Source organism: Dongia sp. (genome assembly GCF_041906375.1).
GTDB lineage: Bacteria > Pseudomonadota > Alphaproteobacteria > Dongiales > Dongiaceae > Dongia.
The window spans coordinates 444,982-466,433 of the sequence record NZ_JAYRJJ010000002.1 but is presented as its reverse complement, the minus strand read 5'-3'; the positions used below and the strand labels follow the sequence as shown (position 1 = coordinate 466,433).

The following is a 21,452-nucleotide window of genomic DNA, read 5'->3' as shown; positions in this document are numbered from 1 at the left end:
ACTATGCCGGGACCATCATGGTAATTTCACGCCGCATCGTGCTGACAGGTCCGGGCATCGCCTGGATCCTCGCCCTGCTGGTGATCCCATGCGCGCTGCTGCTGGTGAATTCCTTCTTCGAGCGCGGCGTTTACGGCGGCATCGACTATATCTTCACCTTCGAAAACTATGCCCGTGCCATCGATCCGCTTTATGCAGAGATCTTCTGGGCGTCGGCGCGGGTAGCTCTCATCACCACGGCTGTTTCACTGGCGCTGGGTTATCCGGCCGCCTATTGCATAGCGCTCATGCCCAAGCGGCGGCAGCTTGCCTATCTCATCCTGGTGATGCTGCCGCTGTGGAGCAATTACCTTATCCGCACCTATGCCTGGATGGTGCTGCTCAATGGCGAAGGGCTCATCAACCGTGCGCTGATCGGTTTGGGTGTCATCGAAACCCCGCTGCCGCTGCTCTATAACGACTTCGCGATCATCGTCGGCCTCACCTATGCCTATGTGCCGTTCATGATCCTGGCCCTGTTCAGTTCAATTTCAAAGCTGGCACCAGAACTGCGCGAAGCGTCGACCGATCTCGGCGCCAGCTCGATGATGACCTTCTGGCGCGTGACCCTGCCGCTCACCTTGCCTGGCATCGCCGCCGGCAGCGTCTTCGTCTTCGTACTCTCGATCGGCAATTTCGTGACGCCCGATCTCTTGGGCGGCGGCAAGCGCACCATGCTCGGCAACCTCATCTATGACCAGTTCCTGACCGCCCGCGACTGGCCCTTCGGTTCGGCCATCGCTGCCATCGTCATCGGCGTCATGATGCTGCTTCTTACCGTGCAGGCGATCCTGGTCAACCGGCGCGACCGCGAGGAGCGCCAGGCATGAACGCAAATCCCTTGAGGAGCTGGCTCGGTGCACATCTGGGCCTGGTCTATGTCTTTCTCTATGGACCGATCCTGGTACTGGTGGCGCTCTCCTTCAACAAGGCGGGCATGCCAACGGTTTGGAGCGGCTTCTCGCTGGAATGGTATGGCAAGCTGTTCGAGAACCAGAAGATCATCGCTTCGGTCGGCAATTCACTGTTCATCGCCGCAATCGCCACGTTGATCTCGACCGTCATCGGCACGCTCCTGGCAATGGGGTTGGAGGAGCGACGCCCGCGCATCGCCACCGAAGCCTTGATTGCCGCACCGATGATCATCCCCGATATCGTGATGGCGATCAGTCTCTTGAGCTTCTATTCCCTGATCAAGCTCACGCTCGGTGCCCATTCAGTCATCCTCAGTCATTCCGCCTTCATGATCTCCTTCGTCTGCGCGGTCGTCCGGACCCGTTTCAAGCATTTCGACCGCTCGATCATCGAAGCGTCGATTGATCTCGGCGCCGGCGAAATCACGACCTTCCGCCGCGTCACTTTGCCGGTGATCGCCCCCGGCGTTATCGCCGCGGCCTTGCTCGGTTTCACGCTTTCCTTCGATGAATTCATCATCGCCTATTTCACCAGCGGGCCCAGTTCCGCTTCCATCACCTTTCCCATGCAGATTTACGCCATGATCCGTTTCGGTGTAACGCCGGACGTCAATGCGGTGGCCACCATCGTGATGCTCGTCTCCTTCTTTCTCATCTTCCTCTCGCAACGCATCAACCGCGAGGTGGAAGCATGAGCGCCCTACTCGAAGTGACAAACGTTACCAAGGCGTTTGGTCCGGTTCTCGCGGTCGACAATTTGTCGCTGTCGGTGGGCGGCAACGAGTTCTTTGCCTTGCTAGGGCCGTCTGGCTGCGGCAAGACGACTTTGCTGCGCATGATCGCCGGTTTCGAACAGCCGGATCAGGGGCGCATCCTGCTGGATGGCGTCGATATCACCGGCCTCAAGGCAAACAGGCGCCCGATCAATCTGATGTTCCAATCCTATGCGCTGTTCCCGCATATGACTGTCGCTGCCAACGTGGCTTACGGCCTTGAGATGGAGGGTGTCCGTGGCGCCGAACTTGCGCGCCGCGTGGACGAAGTTCTGGCGCTGGTGCAATTGTCGGCACTTGCCAAGCGAAAGCCCGCCCAGCTCTCCGGCGGCCAGAAGCAGCGTGTGGCCCTGGCACGCGCCCTGGTGAAGCGCCCGAAGCTGTTGCTCCTCGACGAACCCCTGGGTGCCTTGGACAAGAAGCTGCGCGAGCAGATGCAGATCGAATTGAAGCGCCTGCAGCAGGAAACCGGCATCGCCTTCCTGGTCGTGACCCACGACCAGGAGGAAGCCCTCACCATGGCCGATCGGATCGCTTTGTTGCGCCAGGGCCATATCGCGCAATTGGGTGAGCCGCGCGCTCTTTACGAACGCCCGAGCAGCCGCTTCGTCGCCGATTTCATCGGCCAGATGAACTTCCTCGACGGCGTCCGCGTGGCCGACGGATTCGAAGTGCCGGGGCTTGGCATCTTTCCCGCGGCCAATCTCGCGGATATCGCCATGGGCTGTGCCGGATCGCTTGCCGTGCGGCCGGAGCGGATCACGGTAACCGGCGCGGAGATGGCCGCTGCATTGCCGGCCGAGGTCGACGGGTCGGCCTATCTCGGCCAGGATCTCATTCTGCATCTGCGCCTGCAAGGCCAGGCGAAGCCGTTGGTGGCGCGCCTGCCTGCCGCCAACCCGCTCACCACCCATGTGGTGCGTGGCCAGCGCGTCTGGTGCGGCTGGTCGGACGCCCACAGCTTGATATTGTCGGAATAGAAGACGTTTCCAGGGAGATCTACATGAGCAAAGGTAAAACCATCGTCCTGTTTCCGGAGGCCGCGTTCGGTCCGGCGCTCAATTGCGTCGGTATCGCCCAGCGCTTGAAGTTCATGGGTCATAACCCGGTCTTCGTCTGCGACAAGGGCTTCAAGGGCGTCTTCGAGAAATACGGGTTCGAGGAAAACCTGGTCGACATGTCCGGTGGCATGTCGGATGAGGAGATTGCGAAGTTCTGGGCCAATTTCATCGCCGAGAAGCAGCCGCATTTCCGCCTCTCGCCGATCGACCAGCTGCCGACCTACGTCATCCCGGTCTGGGAAGCGATCGTCGATTCCGCTATCATCGCCGAGGATGGCCTCAGGCAGCACCTGGACCGCATCAAACCGGACCTCGTCGCCGTCGACAACGTCATCCTCTTTCCGGCCATCAAGAAGGCCGGCTGCCCCTGGGTGCGCATCATCTCCTGCTCCGAGAACGAGATTCCGGACGAGGATATCCCGCCGCATCTCTCCGGCTGCCATGAGAACGACAAGGCCGGCTTCAAGGCCTTCGATGACCGCTTCCTGGAACTGGTTAAGCCCACGCATGCGCGCTTCAACGAATTCATGGTGAAGCAAGGCGAAAAGCCCTATCCACTCGGCCAATTCTTCGAAGCCTCACCCACCATGAACCTACTGCTTTACCCGAAGCCCCTGGCCTTCAAGCGCCGCGTCCCCTTGGACCCCAAGCAGTTCCAATATCTCGAAGGCTGTGTCCGCGACGAAGGCACCTATACCGTTCCGCAGTTCAGCGTTCACAATGACAAGCCGCTGATCTATGTCTCGTATGGTTCGTTGGGGGCCGCTGACGTCGACCTCTACAAGAACCTCATCACGGCCTTCGCCAAGCTGCCCTACCGCTTCCTGATGAATGTCGGCGACTATATCGGCGAGTACAAGGATGTGCCCGGCAACGTGCATCTGGAAAGCTGGTACCCGCAGCCGGCCGTCATTCCGCATGTCGATCTCTTCATCCATCACGGCGGCAATAACAGTTTCAACGAAGCGCTCTATTTCGGGAAGCCCGCCATCATCATGCCTTTCTGCTGGGACGGACTGGACAACGCAGCCCGCATCCATGACACCGGTTATGGCGACCAACTGCCGCGCTATACCTGGACCGAAGAACAGCTGAGCTCGATGATTTCGCGTCTGCTCGCCGATAAGGCGATGAAGCAGCGCCTCAACGAGGTGGCCAAGCACATGCAGGCGGCCAAGGGTACTGAGAAGGCCGCCAATATCCTCGCCGAGATTGCCGAGACGGGAAAGTTCAAGCCGTGAGCAACAAGTCGAAGCTCGATTCCTCGGCGCCGCATATCTACGACGCCACCAATTTCAGCGACCTCGCCGATTGGGGCGAGCAGCCGGATTGCTCGGCCGACCATCCTGTGGGCCCGTCAAAATCCTCAGGCCGCCTGCTCTACAAGCGGCCGGATGCCAGCGTCGGCGGCAACTCGCCGGAAACCGGCCTCTGGGTTGTAACGCCGGGCAAATGGCCACTCTCGATTCCGCGTGACGAGTTCTGCCACTTCATCAGCGGCCGCGCCACCTATGTGCGCGATGATGGCGAGGTGATCGAGGTCCGCCCCGGCACTTGCGTCCATTTCACCGCCGGCTGGACCGGCATCTGCACGGTCCACGAGACCCTGCGCAATGTCTATATGCTGCGATAGGAGCACCTGATCTTGACCACACCCGTCATCTACAACCCGAAATCCGTGACCGAGGTGAAGGATTGGGGCCCGATCCCGACCATGATCGAAGGTCAGTCCATGACCTCAGGCGTCCTCCTGCACAAAGGCCCCAATGGCGAGAACGAGACCGGTATCTGGATCTGCACGCCGGGCTTCTGGAACTGCCATGTCACCCGCGACGAGTTCTGCCATTTCATGCTGGGGCGCTGCACCTACACCCATGAAAGCGGCGAGGTGATCGAAATCTATCCCGATACGATCGCCTTCTTCCCGCAAGACTGGAAAGGCACCTGCCGCGTGCACGAGACCGTGCGCAAGGTCTATATGATTCGATAAGTGACGTTGATGGCTGTCATCCCCGCGAAAGCGGGGATCCATCTATCCAGCGCACCGATCCATGGATGCCCGCGTGCGCGGGCATGACAAGTGAGAGCGAATATGCCCGCCTTCGACCCAACCCTCGGCCAGATCTTCCTCGGCAACGATTACGTCGCTGCCGCCGGCGCGTCTCTCGGCGACGTGAGGAATCCTGCCGACCTCTCGATCGTGGGGCAGGTCGCCCAATGCGCACAGGCGACGCTTGATGCCATGCTGGAACAAGCCAAGGCGGCGCAGAGAGAATGGGCGAAGCTCGACGGCAAGAGTCGCGCGGCGGCACTACATCGCCTGGCCGATTCCATGGAAAAAGCCACCGCCGGGCCTGCGGCCGAGTTGATGACGCGGGAGATGGGCAAGCCCTTCACCGAATCCGTGGGCGAGCTTTTGAACGTGGCGCCGATCTTCCGCTATTTCGCGGAACTGGCGCGGGAGGATGGCGGCTTCGTTGCGGCCCCCACCTCGCCGGGGTCCCTCCAATTTGCGCGCTGGTACCCTTACGGCATCACGGCGCATATCGTGCCCTATAACTTCCCGATCATCCTGATGGCCTTCACCGTCGCCGCCTCGCTCGCGGCGGGGAATGCCGTGGTGATCAAGCCGGCACCGGCAACCTCGCTTTCGACGCTGGCCTTCATGGACCATTTCAAGGCGCTCCCCAGTGGCGTTGTTTCCTGCGTCACCGGCGGCGTCGACACCGCGAAGGCGCTCATCAACGACGCGCGCATCGGCGCCGTGGCCTTCACCGGCTCGGTGGAAGCCGGCCGCGATGTCGCCGGCGCCTGCGGCAGGCTGCTGAAACCCTGCGTCATCGAAGCCGGCGGGTCCGACCCGTTGATCGTCATGGACAGCACCGATCCCGAGGTTGCGGCGGCGGCGGCGGTCACGGGCGCCTTCCACCTGTCCGGCCAGATCTGTACCTCGACCGAGCGCATCTTCGTGCATGAGAAGGTGCATGACGCTTTCGTCTCGGCGATGGTTGCGCGCACCAAGGCGCTCCGCATCGGCCCGGGCCTCGGCAATGTGGAAATCGGCCCGCTGGTTTCGGAAGCGGCACGCGCCAAGGTCATGCGCCTGGTCGACCAGGCCGTCGCGCAAGGTGCCAGGATCGCCTGCGGCGGCCGCGTGCCGCCGGGCTTCAACACCGGCTGGTTCTACGAACCCACGATCCTGACCGACGTGACGCCGCAAATGGATCTGATGCAGGCGGAAATGTTCGGTCCCGTGGCGCCCATCATCCGGGTGCGCAGTTTCGACCAGGCGATCGACCTTGCCAACAGCTCACGCTTCGGCCTGGGAGCGGCCATCTTCACCGCCAAGCTCGATGAGGCCATGGCGGCGGTCGATCGGTTGGAGGCCGGCATGGTCTGGGTTAACAATGTGCTGGGTGACAATGACGCGCTGCCCTTCGGCGGCTGGAAACTGTCAGGCCTCGGGCGCGCCTTGAGCCGCCTCGGCCTCAATGCCTTCCGTCAGTCGAAGATGGTGATGCTCGATCCGAAGGCGGAACTGCAATCCTGGTGGTATCCCTATTCGGACGATTTCTATACCGAACGCGGCGGGCGCTGGGCAAAGGACAAACAATCATGAAGCACCTCTATCACCCAAGTGCCCTTGATACCGCCAACCCGGTCAAGAGCTGGTGGCGCGAGTCGAAGACAGACTTCCCCGACTACCCGGAGCTCGAACAACAGATCGATACCGAAGTCGCCATCATCGGTGGTGGCTTCACCGGCCTTTCCGCCGCCTATCATCTGCAACGCGATCACCAGACGCAGGCGGTGGTGCTGGAACGGTCTTATATCGGCTGGGGTGCGTCGGGCCGTAATGGTGGCTTCTGCTGCATGGGCTCGTCGAAGATGCCCTGGAGCAAGATGATCGAGAAGTTCGGCCTGGAGGAGGCGCAGACCTTCTGGCGCAGCCAGACAGCCTCGGTCGAACTGGTGGCCGACATTGTCGCGCGTGAAAATCTCGACATCGACAAGACGGGTGTCGGCGAAATCTCGCTCGCGCACAAGACGACGCTGGTCGATGCCTTGAAGGAAGATGCCGCCTTCATGGCGAAGAATTTCGGCGCCAAGGAGGTTTTTGTCAGCAAGGAGGAACTGGTTGAGCAGGGCCTCAATTCGCCGGGGCTCCATGCCGGCGTCGCCAATCCGGTCGGCTTCGGCCTCAACCCGTGGAAATATGTGCATGGTCTCGCCGCCGCGGCATCGCGTGCCGGCGCCAGGATCTACGCCAATAGCGAGGTCATCAACTGGTCGCGCGAGGGCAGCAAGCACATTCTGGTGACGCCGCGCGGCCGCGTGCGCGCCGATAGGGTGCTGATCGCCACAGCCGCCTATACGTCCGAGGATCTGCATCCCGATTACGGCGGTCGTATCCTGCCGGCCTTGTCGTCCATCGTCGTGACGCGGCCGATGAACGAAAACGAACTTGGCGCGCAAGGCTGGACGAGCACCACGCCGGTCTACGATATCCGCTATCTCCTCCACTATTTCCGCCTATTGCCCGATGGCCGCATGATGTTCGGTGGGCGCGGCGGTCTCTCCGCCGAACCCGGCGCGCTCGACCGGCAGCTGGACAATATCGAGGCGGCCTTCCGCGCCTATTATCCGGAATGGCGCCATGTCGAGATCACGCATCGCTGGTCGGGCTTGCTGTGCCTCGCCCAGGATCTGGTGCCGCATGTGGGTGCCTGGGGCGAACAGCCGGGCGTCTATTTCGCCATGTGTTATCACGGCAATGGCGTTGCCATGGGCACGTGGTCGGGGCGCGCGGCTGCACGCGCCATGGTCGGCGGGCCGGAGGAGCGGCCGAACTTCATTCGCCGCCCGCCACCGAAATTCCCCTTCCCCTTCCTGCGGCCGCTTTACCTGCGCGGCGCCTATATCGGCTATGGCATCAAGGACGCCCTGAAATAGGGCTGAACCGCTTGCCTTGTCGCGGCGACGAAGGCGTGAGAGTCTTTACCCCGCTTTCGGGGACGTCCATCCAAGCAAGGTGACTTCATGCGCAAGATGCTCCTGGCGGCGGTCTTCCTGCTGCCGCAATTCGCTTATGCCGGTCCGCTGGTTGAGGAGACCGGCCCCTCCACCGTCACGATCGCGCCGGAGGGCGAGAATTTCCGCGTCGTCAATGACAGCCGGCGCTACCAGACCAATATGTTGCCCTCGGTCGCCGCCAAGAATGCCTTGCTCTATCAGTTGCTGGAAATCGAGCAGCATCAGGTTTCGGTCGAAGGGCCGATGACCGAGCAGAATTTTGAAGAGGCGACCGCCAAGGTTACCGTCTATCCCTTGAGCGCGGAGGGGAAAGGTCCGGCAGCTTTCACGATCGAGGGCAAGGCCGATGCCGTCCACGCGCAGAACTCGTTCCTGACGTTCACGCGCTATGGCTGCTGTGTCGAAATGCCTACCTATGCCGTCTATTCACTGGAGACTGGAAAGTATCTGTTCAACGCCACCGGTGAGGGACAGTCCGGGCAATGGGCGACGATGGGCGCCCAGGGCGGCTTCGCATTCGAGCGTATCTTCGCCTATCATGCCAAGGTCACGGCGGCCGATGACGAATTGTTCGCCGGCACGACCAACGGCGCCGTCATCATCACCTATGCCAAGGAAAGCGAGCCGTTGCAGCGGATCATGCTGGTGGCGACGCAGGACGACATGGACCACGACGCGCCGCTGGAATGGATGCCGAAGATCGATCTGGTGAGCGCTGCCTATCCCAACGGTATCGACCGCATCTTCGTGGACCGTACCGGGACAGCCGCAGACCTTTTCACCGACGCCAAATTGCGCCTCACGCTGGATGAGGGCACGATGGTCGAGATTCCGCTGGTAGCCGACCGACTGGATATCAAGGCCGCCAAGCTGCCGCAGGGCTACAGCCTCAAAGAGATGAAGCTCTAGGGCGCGGCCCTAGGGATCATTCGCCCTATCGATCGTTAGCGGGCCGGGGCATCAGGCAGCTGGCCCGCACGGCCTTGAAGCCGCTGCGGATCTGCCGCAGCGGCTGGAAGTACCAGCCGCGGACACCGATCAAGACCGGTTTCACAAAAACGTCTTCGCGCTTGGCGGCGACACTCATCGATTCTCTCTCGATTGGAAAATCAGCATCATTGGCCGCAATCATTGCCGAAACTTTCTGGCAGGAAGATGACAGCGCCGTGACGCATTGAGGGATTTGGGGGCGGACCGGGAGAAAGGGGACGCCGGCAGGCAGTTTGGGGGGCAGAAATGCCCGCCGGCGGGGTGTGGGGGTCGGGACATCAAGGTCCAATCCGGTAACACCCAAGTCATATTCAATCGCAAACTCAGGGAAACTCTCGACAGGACCTCCGGGGAAGAGATGCGCTGTCGACCACACAGATATTGGGATTGCCGCCGCCGATTTGCAGTGACGCGGGTCACATGGCCGCGCCCGGCCCCGAAAATGGGTCAAGGGACTGATTCAAGGGTGGAAATGGCCGGAAATCGGCTATCGCAACCGTGGGAACCCGAAAAAAAGTTCCGATTATTGGGCCTTCACGACCTCGCCATTGCCGGTAAAGGTGGCGGTGGCGAGGGTGATGAACGGCTCCATGATCTCATCCGGGGCCTTGAGGCTCTGCGGATCTTCGCCCGGATAGGCCTTGGCGCGCATGCGGGTGCGGGCGCGGCCAGGATCGATCAGATTGGCCCGGACCTTGGTCTGCTGGATTTCTTGGGCATAAATGCCCACCATCATCTCCAAGGCCGCTTTTGAAATGGCATAGGTGCCCCAATAGGCCCGGGGCCCCCGGGCGGCACCCGAGGTGACGAAGATGGCACGGCCGGCCGCGGACTGGCGCAGCAAGGGATCCATGACCCGCAGCAGCCGCCAATTGGCCGTGAGGTTAAGGTCGATGACCTCCTGGAATTCCTTGGGCGAGATGTGCCCCAGCGGCGACAGCGTGCCCAGCGCGCCGGCATTGCCGACCAGCACGTCGAGGCGTCCGAAGCGCTCATAGAGCGCGGCGCCAAGACGGTCGATATTGTCGAAATCCTTCAGGTCGAAGGGGACCAGCAGGCTGGTCTTGCCACTGATGGCGCGAATTTCGTCGTCGATTTCTTCAAGGCCGCCCACCGTGCGCGCGGTCAGGATCAGCTCGGCGCCTTCCTTGGCATAGGCGCGGGCGATGGCCGCACCGATGCCGCGCGAGGCGCCGGTCACAAGCGCCACCCGCCCGGCAAGGCGGCCGGGTTTTGCCTCAGCCGTGTTGCTCATGCGCTTTTTTCCGCCAGCAGCGAGAGCTGCGTGATCTTCTCGTTGTTCTGGTCGGTGAGCTCGGTCGGATAGTCGCCGGTAAAGCAGGCATCGCAATATTGCGGCGATTTGTTGTCGCGACCCTGATGGCCCATGGCGCGGTAGAGACCATCCAAGGAGATGAAGGCGAGGCTGTCGGCGCCGATGAAATCGGCCATTTCCTGCACGTTCATGCGGGCCGCCAACAGCTTGCTGCGTTCCGGCGTGTCGATGCCGTAGAAGCAGGAATAGGAGGTGGGCGGGCTGGAAATGCGCATATGGACTTCGGTCGCGCCCGCTTGGCGCATCATCTCGACGATCTTCTTCGAGGTGGTGCCGCGCACGATGGAATCATCGACCAGGATGATGCGCTTGCCTTGCACCTTGGCCCGGTTGGCGTTGTGCTTCAGCTTGACGCCCAGATGTCGGATCTGGTCGGTCGGTTCGATGAAAGTGCGGCCGACATAGTGGTTGCGGATGATGCCGTATTCGAAGGGAATGCCCGAACCTTCGGCATAGCCCAGTGCCGCCGGCACGCCGGAATCCGGCACCGGGATGACCACATCGGCTTCGACGCCGGCTTCCTTGGCAAGCTCCGCGCCGATGCGCTTGCGCGCGTCATAGACGCTCACACCTTCCATCACCGAATCGGGACGGGCGAAATAGATGTATTCGAAGACGCAGAAGCGGTGCTTGGTCGGCGAGAAGGGGCGCATCGACGTGACGCCGTTCTTGTCGAGGATGACCATCTCGCCCGCATCGATGTCGCGGATATAGTCGGCGCCCATGATGTCGAGCGCGCAGGTTTCAGAGGCGAGAATATGGCCGTCGCCGAGCTTGCCCAGCACCATCGGGCGGACGCCCAGCGGATCGCGCACGCCGATCACCATGTCCTTGGCGATGGCGACGACGGAATAGGCACCTTCGACCTGATGCAAGGCATTGATCATGCGGTCGACCATGTTGCCGCGCAGATGCGTTGCCATCAGATGCGGAATGACTTCGGTATCCGAGGTCGCCTGGAAGATCGAGCCGCGCTTCACCAATTCGCGGCGGATGGCTGCGGCGTTGGTGAGGTTGCCGTTATGGGCGACGGCGATGCCGCCGGAGGCAAGCTCGGCGAAAAATGGCTGCACGTTGCGCAGGGCCGTTTCACCGGTGGTCGAATAGCGTACATGGCCAATGGCGGCGCGGCCCTTCAGGGGGCCGACAATGGCTTCATGGGAGAAATTGTCGGCGACATGGCCCATGGCCCGGTGGGCGTGGAACTCATCGCCATCATGGGAGACGATCCCGGCCGCTTCCTGCCCGCGATGCTGCAGGGCGTGAAGGCCGAGAACGGTGCGGGTGGCGGCTTCGTCGACACCAAATATGCCGATAATGCCGCACTCCTCCTTCAATTTGTCGTCATCGAAGGGATTGGTCGTGAGCATCGGCATTTACCTTTTTCCGGCCGGGTTATTCGGAACCCTGAATAAGACGGTTTAGGTCGTTGCGTTCGGCGTCCTTATACCCCGATCCGGCATCTTGTCCACCGGGTTCTTGCGGTGCAGCACCCGTGTTTGTGCTGCTTTGTCCCGCGCCGGTTGCATTGGTCGAATTGGGGACAATCGATTGATAGGCATTGCCGATCGCCTGGCCCTGTTCGACCGCGTCCAGGCTGCGGTTGATCGCTTCCTCACCGGTTTTGAGGATGTCGTCGGGCAGCAGCTTCAGCAGGAAGGCGGCACCCCGCTCGACCACCGGCAGGAACCGGGCCTGATTGACCATATCTGGGCGCTCGGCCGCATTCGGCAAGGCCCAGGCCATCAGGATGTAGGCGGCGCAGATCACAACCGACCCGCGCACCAGGCCGAAGACGAGGCCCAACGACCGGTCGAGTGCGCCCAGCCCGTTGCCGCGCACCTGGGCCGAAATCCAGTGATTGAGCATGCCGCAGAGGACCAGGGTCACGATGAAAATGCCGACGCCGGCGCTGATATCGGCCAGCAGCTCGTTTGGGATATATTGCCGCACCATGACGCGGACCGGTGCGAACAGTGCCACCGTCGCGATGACGGCGCCGATCCAGCCCAGGATCGACAGCAATTCCTTGATAAACCCGCGGGAGAAGGCCAGCAGCGTGGAAAGGCCGATAACGCCGAGGATGATGAGGTCGAGGAAGTTCAACGGATCTTGTCTCCTGCCTGCTGCTGCCCCTGAGCCTGACCCTGCCCCTGAGCTTGCCCGCCTTTGTGCTGCGCCCGGCTGGCGCTGACGGTGGCGGCAAGCGCATTGGAGCGCACTTCATTATAGAGCCAATCGATCATCTCTTGCAGATGGCCAATTTCGATGAGTTCGATGCCCGGTACCTTCAGCGGCTTGCCGCCGGCCTGGCTGAGCCGCTTTGGTAACAAGGCCCGCTTGAAGCCGAGTTTCGCCGCTTCCTTGAGGCGCGTTTCCGCCTGCGCAACCATGCGCACCTCACCGGAAAGGCCGATCTCGCCAAAGGCGATGAGGTCGGCGGGCGATGGCCGGTCGGAGAGCGAGGAGACGAGCGCCAGGGCGACCGAGAGGTCCGCCGCCGGCTCCGAGATGCGCAGGCCCCCGGCTATGTTGAGATAGACCTCGCTGCCGGCCAGCCCCAGGCCGCAGCGCGTTTCGAGGACCGCGAGCGTCATGGCAAGGCGCGCACTGTCCCAGCCGACGACGGCACGGCGCGGTGTGGCGAGCGGCGAGGGTGAGACCAGGGCCTGCACCTCGACCAGCACGGGGCGCGTCCCTTCGATGCCGGCAAAGACGGAGACACCGGAAATATTGCCGTGGCGCTCGGCGAGGAACAGCGCAGAGGGGTTCGGCACTTCCGCCAAGCCCCGGTCCGACATCTCGAAGACGCCGATCTCGTTGGCCGGGCCGAAGCGGTTCTTGACCGAGCGCAGGATGCGGAAGTGATGGCCGCGCTCGCCTTCGAAATAGAGCACCGTGTCGACCATGTGCTCCAACACACGAGGGCCGGCAATCTGCCCTTCCTTGGTGACATGGCCCACCAGCAGCAGGGTGAAGCCGCGCGATTTGGCGAGGCGAATGAGCTCGGCCGAGCAGGTCCGCACCTGTGCCACGGTGCCGGGTGCCGAATCGAGGCTGTCGAGATAGAGCGTCTGGATGGAATCGATCACCACGATTTCCGGGGCATCCGGCCGGTCGAGGCTGGCCATGATGTCGCGCAAGGATGTGGCGGCGGCAAGCTCCGTGGTGATGTCGCTGACCTTGCGGTTCTGGTCGATGCCGACCCCCAAGCGCTTGGCGCGCAACTGTACCTGCTCGATTGCCTCTTCACCGGAGATATAGGCGACGCGCACGCCGTGCAGCATCGTCGCCACCTGCAGCATCAAGGTCGATTTGCCGATGCCCGGATCACCGCCGATGAGGACGGCCGAGCCGCGCACCAGGCCGCCACCGGTGACCCGGTCGAATTCAGCCATGCCGGTCGGGCGGCGGATGGTCTGCGGCACGTCGCCGTCGAGCGCCACGAAGGTGACGCCCTTGCCGCGCTTGCCGGACAGGCCCTTGGGCACATCGCCGCCGCTGACCGGTTCCTCGACGATCGAATTCCACGCCCCGCACGCCTCGCATTTCCCCGCCCATTTGGGGAAGGCGGAACCGCAGGACTGGCAGACATAATTGCGGACGGGCTTAGCCAAGGCTTGGCATCCCCCTCACCCCAACCCCTCTTCCGCAAGGGGAGAGGGGCCTGGTGCGTAGCTGACAATAATCTTCAAGCCGCAAGGAGGCGTGCTTTAAGCGCAAACTCGCTGGAGACCCCTTCTCCCCTCGCGGGAGAGGGGCGGGGTGAGGGGCGGCATTCAGTAAGATTTTCACCGCCGTCCGCCTCAGAGCGGCCGGACGGGCATGCGGATGGGGCCTTCGGCGCGGCCCTGCACGAACTGCTCGACGAAATCGTTGCCGGATTGGTCGACCGCCTTGGCGTCGCCTTCCCAGATGATGCGGCCTTCATAGATCATGGCGGCATAATCGGCGATGGCGCGCAGCGAATGCATGTCGTGCGTGATTGAAAGCGCCGTTGCGCCCAGCGAACGCACGCATTTGACGATCAGTTCGTTGATCACCTGCGCCATGATCGGGTCGAGGCCGGTGGTGGGTTCGTCGAAGAAGATGATCTCAGGTTCGGCGGCGATGGCGCGGGCGAGCGCCACGCGCTTCTGCATGCCGCCGGAAAGTTCCGCCGGCACCAGTTCGCCCACTTCCGGGCCCAGGCCCACGGCGGCAAGCTTCCTCAGCGCCACCTCCTTGGCCGAACGGCGATCCATGCCGCGTCCGGCGATGAGCCCGAAGGCGACATTCTCCCAGACCGGCAAACTGTCGAACAGGGCCGAACCCTGGAACAGCATGCCGAATTTACGCATGATCTCTTCGCGCTGGGCCGCCTTCATGCCGACCACTTCCTGCCCGTCGATCTCGATCGAGCCGGAATCGGGCTCGATGAGGCCGAGGATGCATTTGATCAGCACAGACTTGCCGGTGCCCGATCCGCCGATGATCACCAGCGACTTGTCCCGCGGCACATCAAGATCGATGCCGTTCAGCACCTTCTTGGGGCCAAAAGCCTTCTTCAACCCGCGCACCTTGATCTTGAGGTCGGTCATCGGCTGAAGAAGATCCCGGTGATGATGAAGTTGGCGGCCAAGATCAGGATCGAGGCGCCGACCACGGCATCGGTGGTGGCCTTGCCCACACCTTGCGCACCGCCCCTCGATTGGAAGCCGTTATAGGTCCCCATCAACGCCACGATGAAGCCGAAAGCGGCCGCCTTGACGAGGCCGGAGACGATGTCGATGGTCTCGACGAAATCGACCGTGTTCTTCAAGTAGATCGACGGGCTGAAGTCGAGCTTGAAAACGCTGACCAGGTAACCGCCGAAAACGCCGATGATGTCGGCAATGCCGACCAGGACCGGCAGCATCAGCACGGCGGCGATGAGGCGCGGGGCAATGAGGTATTTGAACGGATTGGTCGAGAGGGTGCGCAAGGCGTCGATCTGCTCGGTCACGCGCATGGTGCCGATTTCCGCGGCCATGGCGGCACCCACGCGCCCTGCCAGCATCAGGCCGGCCAGCACGGGACCCAATTCGCGGGTGAGCGAAATGACGACGACATAGGGAATGGTCGATTCGGCATTGAGGCGCGAAACGGCGACATAGGTCTGCAACACCAGCACCATGCCGGTGAAAACGGCCGTCATGCCGATCACCGGCAGAGAGTAGAAGCCAAGCTCGATCATCTGCTTGACGATGAGGCGCGGGTAGAAGGGCGGCGTCACACAATGCAGCAGCGATTTCAGCGTGAACACGACCAGTCGCCCGATCGCCTCAAGGCTGCCGAGGAAGGTGCGGCCGACGGGCTGCAGGACCGGCACGCTCATCCGCCGGCACCGACATAGCGGCGCTGGAAGCGGGCACCGAGATTGGTGAGGACTTCATAGCCGATGGTGCCGGCATCGCGCGCAAAATCGTCGAGCGACTGGTCCGGGCCGATCAAATCGACATTCATGCCGGGCTGTAGGCTTGCCGGGGGCAGGTGACCAACATCGATCGTGATCAAATCCATCGAGACGCGCCCCACGATCGGGGCCCGCTGGCCGGCCACGAAGACCGCACCGCGATTACCCAGCGATCTGAAAATTCCATCCGCATATCCGACCCCGATTGTGGCCAGGACGGACGGCCCCCGAAACTGATGCGAGGCACCATAACCAACGCTCATATTCAAGTCAACCTCGCGTAATTGCAGGATTTTTGCCTGCAACCGCACGGTCGGGCGCAGCGGATTTTCGACGCCGATGGTCGGGTTGATGCCATAGAGCGCCGCCCCCGGCCGGGCGAGGTCGAAATGATAGGCGGGACCGAGGAAGATGGAGGAGGAGGCCGCGAGCGACAGCAGCGGCCCTCTCGCCGATCCGGCAGCGCCGGACGGGCGCGCCGGCAGGCGCAGGCTGTCGCTGATCTCGCGGAAGCGGCGCAGTTGGGCGCGGTTCTGCGGATGCTCCGGATCGTCGGCGCAAGCGAGGTGGCTCATGATGATGGCAAGATCGAGCCCATCCAGGCGATGCGGATCGCCGATGAGGCGCAAGGCATCCTCCGGCGAAAGCCCCAGCCGGTTGAGCCCGGTATCGAACTGCAAACCCGCCGGACGCGGTCCCAGGGTCCTGGTCGCGGCCAGCCAGCGCTCGATCTCGCCCAGCGAATTGAGGATGGGAATAAGCTCATTCCCGGCGATATCGCGCTCCGCCCCCGGGGGCAGGCCGTTCATCAGATAGATTCTGGCCCCCGGCAGCAGCGGGCGCAGGCTCAGCCCCTCATCGACCGTGGCCACGAAGAAATGCCCGCAGCCGGCGCGCCGGAGATGCGGCGCGATCATGGCAGCGCCCAGCCCATAGCCATCGGCCTTGACCGCAGCGCCGCATTGGGCGGAGCCGATTCGGCCCGCCAGCAGGCGGTAATTGGCGACAATGGCGCCGAGATCGACCGTCAGCACCGGCGCGTAGGAATCGGGCATCGTCGCGGCCCGCCTTATTCGGTCTGCGCGGGGATGTAGTCGCTGCGGAGGAGATCGCTGAACTTGGTCAACATGCCCTCGAACTGCAGCGGCACGGTGCCGATCGGGCCGTGACGCTGCTTGGCGATGATCACTTCGGCGACGTTATGGACGCGCTCCATCTCGCGCTGCCATTCCTGCATCTTGTCGGTCTCGTGATCTCCGGGCTTCTTGCGCTCGTGATAATATTCTTCGCGGTAGACGAACATCACCACGTCGGCGTCCTGCTCGATTGAACCCGATTCACGCAGATCCGCGAGCTGCGGGCGCTTGTCGTCGCGCTGCTCGACGGCACGGCTGAGCTGCGACAGGGCGATCACGGGCACGTTGAGTTCCTTGGCGATGGCCTTCAAGCCGCGGGTGATTTCCGAAATTTCCTGCACACGGTTTTCGCTCCCACGCGCATTGGCCGAGCGCATCAGCTGCAGATAGTCGATGATGATGAGGTCGAGCCCGTGCTGGCGCTTCAACCGCCGGGCCCGGGTGCGGAGTGCCGGAATGCTCAGCGCCGGCGTGTCGTCGATGAAGAACCCGGCCGAGCTCATCTCATTGGCGGATTCGACGACACGGATGAACTCCTCGTCACCCTTGATGTCGCCGCGGCGGATGCGGTCCGAAGAAATGCCCGACTTCTCGGCCATGATACGCAAGGCCAGCTGTTCGGAGGACATTTCCATCGAAAAGAAGGCCACCTTGTAGCGCGTGCCGGTATTCCCTTCCTTGAAGGCCGAGGCGGCGTTGAAGCCCATATTCGTGGCCAGTGCCGTCTTTCCCATGGAGGGGCGGCCGGCCAGGATGATGAGATCGGATGGCTGCAGACCGCCGAGTTTCCGGTCGATATCGGTCAATCCCGTGGTGACGCCGGTCAGATGGCTGTCGCGCTTGAAGGCCGCCTCTGCCATCTGCAGGGCGGAAACCACGATGCTCTTGAAATCCTTCGGACCGCCTTCAACCTGGCCGGTTTCGGCCAGGGTGAAGAGCTTGCCTTCGGCCGCTTCGATCTGTTGCAGCGCGGTGACGTCGGTATCGTGGATATAGGCCTCGTTGACCGTCACTTCGCCGAGGTCGATCAGCTGCCGGCGTAGGTACAGGTCATGGATCGTGCGGCCGTAATCCTCGGCATTGATGACGGTCACCACGGCCTGGGCCAATTGTACCAGATAGGTGGCGCCGCCGATTTCCGCGAGTGCCCCGTCCTGGTCGAACAGGTTCTTCAACGTCACCGGATTGGCGATCTGCCCACGCTCGATCAGCTTGCCGATCGCGGCAAAGATGCGGCCATGCAGCGGATCGGCGAAATGTTCCGGCCGCAGGAATTCATTGACCCGGTCATAGACCAGGTTGTTCGCGAGCACCGCGCCCAACAGCGCCTGCTCGGCCTCATAGTTGACGGGAGGGGTGCGCGTCGGCGCATTACCGCTGCCGGGCAACCTGGTGACGTTGTTCGTTTGTGAAGCTTCCATGGCGGCGACCCTAGCAGCAAGCCGGATTCATAGCCCCTGTGGATAACGTGAATCACGCCCATAAGAAAAAGAGATTCAGCCGAGTCGGGTCCAATCACTTGTTGACAGAAACCCATATTGCGCCGCCATGCCCGGCCTTCGCCGGACATGACGGTGCGGGATGGGGAGCCGGGCTCAGTGTTCCTCGCCCATATCGTCGACCTTGCCGACGACGACCTGCAGATCGACCTTGCCGGCCTTGGCGAATTCGAGCGTGACGACAAAGGTATCGCCCTCGACGAACGGCTTCTTCAGCCCCATCAGCATGACGTGGAGGCCGTGCGGCTTGAGCGCGACCTTGCCATGGGCGGGGATGTCGACGATGCCGGCGGGCTTCATCGTCATCATGTCGTTTTCCATCGACATCTGATGCACTTCGGTCATGGCGGCCACGTCCGAACTGGCGCTCAAGAGCTGGTCCGGCGTATCGCCGGTATTCTCGATCTCGACGAAGGCGGCCCCGGATTTGGCACCGCCCGGTGTTGCCCGTGACCAAGCATGGTGCAGCACCAGATCACCGGCTTTCTGTTCATGCGCGCTGGCAAGCGCGGTGAGGCCGCCGAAGGTGATCAAGGCGGCTGCGAGGAGGGTGGCGAATTTCTTCATGTTCAGGCTCCGTGAGCAAAGATTTCCTTGAGCCGGGTGACCATTTCATCCGGCTGCATGTTACCGGCCAGAACGCCGGCATATTCGAAGTCGGGGTTCATGACGATGATCGCCGTGCTGTGATCCATCAGGTAGTACTCGCCCTCGCCCTGCTTGGCGTAATAGACGCGGAATTTCTTCGCCGCATCGGCGATCTCTTCCGCTGTCCCGGTCAGGCCCATGATGCGCGGGTCGAACGAGCCGAGATATTCCTTCAGCACCTGCGGCGTGTCGCGCTCGGGGTCGATCGAGACGAAGACCGGCTGGATCTTCGCCGCGTCGGGCCCGAGCTTTTCCAGCACCAGGGTAAAGGTATTGAGCGCCGTCGGGCACGCATCGGGACAGAAGGTGAAGCCGAAGAAGAAGAGCGAATATTTTCCCTTCACGGCGGCCTCGGTCACTTCCTGCCCATCGGTTCCGATGAGCTTGAAGGGGCCGCCCACGGCCAGCGTTTCCGTCACATGCTTGTTGTTGAGAATGTAACTGGCGCCGATTCCGCCCAGGGCCGCAATGGCCACGGCGGAAACCAGCAAAGCGCGCCGGTTCATGGGATCACTCCTGAAAAAGATGCGAAATCTGATGGATGGCGGCCGGATGACCGGCCCGCCTATGGCAAAAGCCTACAGCACGGCCAGGGCCGGCGGCGCCTGGGAATCGAAAGCTGCTGCCCGGGCGTCCGGGGTGGCCACCCATTTTGCCGGCAAGGCCGGCCGCTGGACCTGCCAGGCGATCGTCTGCACAAGGGTGACATCAGTCGCGGCAAAACCCTGCGCCTGGGCCAGGGTGAAGCAAACGGGACAGAAGACATGCTGCCCGGACTGACCCGGCCGGCTCTTTTGGGGGCCGCCGAAGCCGAGGCAGGTCGCCGCGAAGTCCTGCGCCTCCTCCGCCGTTTGGGCAGAAGCGCGCATCGCCCCCTGCATTGCTTCGGCCGGCATGACCTGTGCCGCCAATTGCAGGCATAAAGCCAGGAACCCCGCCGCCAGGGTAATCCAGCGGCGTGCCCTCTTGCCCGGCCCACGACCGGGCGATGCTTTGCTTGTGGCTCGCATGAAAGAAGCTTACCCCGCCCACAGCCATGCCAGCAAGCAATGGCGGCGTGCCGCGACGGTTCGCCGTAGGGGCTGAAGTCCTTGCGGATAAAAGCAAAACGGCCGCCCCCCATAGATCTCCTGGGGGGCGGCCGTTCCGTCAGCTCGATAGGCGGGCGCCTTATTCCGGCGTCGCTTCACCGGCCGCTTCCGCGGCTTCGGCGAGGAGCTTGTCGAGATCGGGCGTCTCGTCTTCGCCCGTCTTGGCGACGAAGCCGCCGGCCTTCTCCTGGATCGCTGCTTCGTCTTCCGACTTGGCAACGTTCGCCGTCACGGTGACGACGACTTCCGGGTGGAGGGCAACGCGGACCGGATGCAGGCCCAGCGTCTTGATCGGCTTGTCGAGGACCACCTGACGGCGTTCCACGGTGAAGCCGGCCTTGGTGACGCCTTCGGCGATGTCGCGGCTGGAGACCGAACCGAACAGGATGCCGGTTTCAGAAGCCTGGCGGATGACCACGACCTTGAGACCGTCGACCTTGCCGGCAACCTTCTGCGCTTCTTCCTTGAGCTTCAGGTTGTTGGCTTCGATCTGCGCACGCTGCGTTTCGAAACGCTTCTTGTTCTCTTCCGTGGCGCGCAGGGCTTTCTTCTGCGGCAGCAGGAAGTTGCGGGCAAAACCCGGCTTCACATTGACGATATCGCCGATGTGACCCAGCTTTTCGACGCGCTGGAGCAGGATGATTTCCATGATCCTATCTCCTTACTTCAACACGTAGGGCAGCAGGCCCAGGAAACGGGCGCGCTTGATCGCCTGGGCGAGAACGCGCTGCTTCTTGGTGCTGACCGCGGTGATGCGGCTGGGGACGATCTTGCCGCGCTCGGACACGAAACGGCCGAGGAGCTTCACATCCTTGTAGTCGATCTTCGGGGCATTCGGACCCGAGAACGGGCACGATTTCCTGCGACGGAAGAACGGACGACGGCCACCGCCGGCGCCGCCACGGCCACCCTCGCGACCGCCTTCGCGGCCACCCTCACGACCACCTTCGCGCCCACCTTCACGGGCGCCACGATCAAACTCGCTCATGCGCGGTCTCCTTCGCCTTCGCTGCTACGCTCGGCACGATCACGGCCGCCTTCGCGGCCCCCGTCACGACCCGGACGCAGACGGTCGTCACGATCGCGGCCGCCGAAACCACGGCCACCTTCGCGGCCGCCTTCACGGCCTTCACGACCGCCTTCGCGGTCACGACCCTTGGACTGCAGCATGGCGCTGGGACCGGCTTCGAGCTCATCGACGCGGACGGTCAGATAGCGCAGCACGTCTTCGTTCAAGCGCATGTTGCGCTCGACTTCAGCGATGGCGCCGGCCGGGGCGTCGATGTTCAAGAGCACGTAATGGCCCTTGCGGTTCTTGTTGATGCGGTAGGTGAGGCCCTTAAGACCCCAATATTCCTTCTTGGTCACCGAACCGCCTTGCGCGGTCACGATGCCCGTGAAGAGATCGGCCAAGGCGTCAACCTGCTGGGCAGTGACGTCCTGGCGCGCAATAAAGACGTTCTCGTAGAACGGCATTAAGACACTCCCTCTGGCTCT

Annotated in this window: 24 protein-coding genes; 9 read left to right on the top strand and 15 right to left on the bottom strand. The window is 62.6% G+C overall.

Going from position 1 to position 21,452, the window contains the following annotated elements; translation table 11 throughout:
- Positions 1–17 precede the first annotated feature (17 nt).
- The 9 genes from ACE3OA_RS08995 to ACE3OA_RS08955 all read left to right on the top strand — a co-directional run bounded on the left by ACE3OA_RS08995 (position 18) and on the right by ACE3OA_RS08955 (position 8,730).
- Positions 18–869, top strand: a complete 852-nt coding sequence (locus tag ACE3OA_RS08995; RefSeq protein WP_374310160.1) for an ABC transporter permease — start codon at positions 18–20, stop codon at positions 867–869.
- Complete coding sequence (locus tag ACE3OA_RS08990; protein ID WP_374310157.1) at positions 866–1,648, top strand: ABC transporter permease; 783 nt, start codon at positions 866–868, stop codon at positions 1,646–1,648. Before ACE3OA_RS08995 ends, ACE3OA_RS08990 begins: the two co-directional genes overlap by 4 nt.
- Complete coding sequence (locus ACE3OA_RS08985) at positions 1,645–2,706, top strand: ABC transporter ATP-binding protein (RefSeq protein WP_374310154.1); 1,062 nt, start codon at positions 1,645–1,647, stop codon at positions 2,704–2,706. Before ACE3OA_RS08990 ends, ACE3OA_RS08985 begins: the two co-directional genes overlap by 4 nt.
- 23 nt (positions 2,707–2,729) lie before the next feature.
- Positions 2,730–4,028 carry a nucleotide disphospho-sugar-binding domain-containing protein gene (locus ACE3OA_RS08980; RefSeq protein WP_374310152.1) on the top strand — a complete coding sequence of 433 codons (1,299 nt, stop codon included), beginning with the start codon at positions 2,730–2,732 and terminating at the stop codon, positions 4,026–4,028.
- On the top strand, positions 4,025–4,420 hold the full coding sequence (locus ACE3OA_RS08975) for a cupin domain-containing protein (RefSeq protein WP_374310150.1): 396 nt from the start codon (positions 4,025–4,027) through the stop codon (positions 4,418–4,420). Before ACE3OA_RS08980 ends, ACE3OA_RS08975 begins: the two co-directional genes overlap by 4 nt.
- Before the next feature lie 12 nt (positions 4,421–4,432).
- The gene (locus ACE3OA_RS08970) at positions 4,433–4,777 is read left to right on the top strand and encodes a cupin domain-containing protein (protein WP_320500159.1); all 345 of its coding nucleotides are present in this window, start codon (positions 4,433–4,435) and stop codon (positions 4,775–4,777) included.
- A 102-nt stretch (positions 4,778–4,879) separates the two neighbouring features.
- Positions 4,880–6,406, top strand: coding sequence for an aldehyde dehydrogenase (locus tag ACE3OA_RS08965; RefSeq protein ID WP_374310147.1), 1,527 nt, complete (start codon positions 4,880–4,882; stop codon positions 6,404–6,406).
- Positions 6,403–7,740 (top strand): NAD(P)/FAD-dependent oxidoreductase, encoded by a 1,338-nt coding sequence (locus tag ACE3OA_RS08960; RefSeq protein ID WP_374310145.1) that lies wholly within the window; start codon positions 6,403–6,405, stop codon positions 7,738–7,740. Before ACE3OA_RS08965 ends, ACE3OA_RS08960 begins: the two co-directional genes overlap by 4 nt.
- Positions 7,741–7,827: 87 nt before the next feature.
- Complete coding sequence (locus ACE3OA_RS08955; protein ID WP_374310143.1) at positions 7,828–8,730, top strand: hypothetical protein; 903 nt, start codon at positions 7,828–7,830, stop codon at positions 8,728–8,730.
- Positions 8,731–8,755: 25 nt separating this feature from the next.
- Here ACE3OA_RS08955 and ACE3OA_RS08950 read toward each other — a convergent pair whose 3' ends face one another.
- The 15 genes from ACE3OA_RS08950 to rpsF form a co-directional block, all read right to left on the bottom strand.
- Entirely contained in the window at positions 8,756–8,908 is a 153-nt protein-coding gene (locus ACE3OA_RS08950) for a hypothetical protein (RefSeq protein WP_374310141.1), read from the bottom strand.
- Positions 8,909–9,334: 426 nt separating this feature from the next.
- On the bottom strand, positions 9,335–10,066 hold the full coding sequence (locus tag ACE3OA_RS08945; RefSeq protein ID WP_374310139.1) for an SDR family NAD(P)-dependent oxidoreductase: 732 nt from the start codon (positions 10,064–10,066) through the stop codon (positions 9,335–9,337).
- A complete protein-coding gene (gene purF, locus ACE3OA_RS08940; protein ID WP_374310898.1) occupies positions 10,063–11,517 on the bottom strand; it encodes an amidophosphoribosyltransferase in 1,455 nt (484 codons plus the stop codon). The genes ACE3OA_RS08945 and purF overlap by 4 nt, the downstream gene beginning before the upstream one ends.
- Before the next feature lie 25 nt (positions 11,518–11,542).
- Complete coding sequence (locus tag ACE3OA_RS08935; protein WP_374310137.1) at positions 11,543–12,253, bottom strand: CvpA family protein; 711 nt, start codon at positions 12,251–12,253, stop codon at positions 11,543–11,545.
- Positions 12,250–13,764 carry a DNA repair protein RadA gene (gene radA, locus ACE3OA_RS08930; protein ID WP_374310135.1) on the bottom strand — a complete coding sequence of 505 codons (1,515 nt, stop codon included), beginning with the start codon at positions 13,762–13,764 and terminating at the stop codon, positions 12,250–12,252. The genes ACE3OA_RS08935 and radA overlap by 4 nt, the downstream gene beginning before the upstream one ends.
- Positions 13,765–13,953: 189 nt before the next feature.
- Entirely contained in the window at positions 13,954–14,727 is a 774-nt protein-coding gene (locus tag ACE3OA_RS08925) for an ABC transporter ATP-binding protein (RefSeq protein ID WP_374310133.1), read from the bottom strand.
- Positions 14,724–15,503 (bottom strand): MlaE family ABC transporter permease, encoded by a 780-nt coding sequence (locus ACE3OA_RS08920; protein WP_374310131.1) that lies wholly within the window; start codon positions 15,501–15,503, stop codon positions 14,724–14,726. Before ACE3OA_RS08920 ends, ACE3OA_RS08925 begins: the two co-directional genes overlap by 4 nt.
- A complete protein-coding gene (alr, locus tag ACE3OA_RS08915) occupies positions 15,500–16,636 on the bottom strand; it encodes an alanine racemase (protein ID WP_374310128.1) in 1,137 nt (378 codons plus the stop codon). The genes ACE3OA_RS08920 and alr overlap by 4 nt, the downstream gene beginning before the upstream one ends.
- 14 nt (positions 16,637–16,650) lie before the next feature.
- Positions 16,651–18,138: a replicative DNA helicase gene (locus ACE3OA_RS08910; RefSeq protein ID WP_374310126.1), complete on the bottom strand. Its 1,488-nt coding sequence runs from the start codon at positions 18,136–18,138 to the stop codon at positions 16,651–16,653.
- A gap of 174 nt (positions 18,139–18,312) precedes the next feature.
- Positions 18,313–18,783, bottom strand: a complete 471-nt coding sequence (locus ACE3OA_RS08905) for a copper chaperone PCu(A)C (protein WP_374310124.1) — start codon at positions 18,781–18,783, stop codon at positions 18,313–18,315.
- A gap of 2 nt (positions 18,784–18,785) precedes the next feature.
- The gene (locus ACE3OA_RS08900; protein ID WP_374310122.1) at positions 18,786–19,370 is read right to left on the bottom strand and encodes an SCO family protein; all 585 of its coding nucleotides are present in this window, start codon (positions 19,368–19,370) and stop codon (positions 18,786–18,788) included.
- 72 nt (positions 19,371–19,442) lie between these two features.
- Positions 19,443–19,874 carry a hypothetical protein gene (locus ACE3OA_RS08895; RefSeq protein WP_374310120.1) on the bottom strand — a complete coding sequence of 144 codons (432 nt, stop codon included), beginning with the start codon at positions 19,872–19,874 and terminating at the stop codon, positions 19,443–19,445.
- Positions 19,875–20,034: 160 nt separating this feature from the next.
- Positions 20,035–20,604, bottom strand: coding sequence for a 50S ribosomal protein L9 (gene rplI / locus ACE3OA_RS08890; RefSeq protein WP_374310118.1), 570 nt, complete (start codon positions 20,602–20,604; stop codon positions 20,035–20,037).
- Between the two features lie 12 nt (positions 20,605–20,616).
- Positions 20,617–20,943, bottom strand: a complete 327-nt coding sequence (gene rpsR, locus ACE3OA_RS08885) for a 30S ribosomal protein S18 (protein ID WP_374310116.1) — start codon at positions 20,941–20,943, stop codon at positions 20,617–20,619.
- Positions 20,940–21,431, bottom strand: coding sequence for a 30S ribosomal protein S6 (rpsF, locus tag ACE3OA_RS08880; RefSeq protein ID WP_374310114.1), 492 nt, complete (start codon positions 21,429–21,431; stop codon positions 20,940–20,942). Before rpsF ends, rpsR begins: the two co-directional genes overlap by 4 nt.
- Between the last annotated feature and the right edge of the window lie 21 nt (positions 21,432–21,452).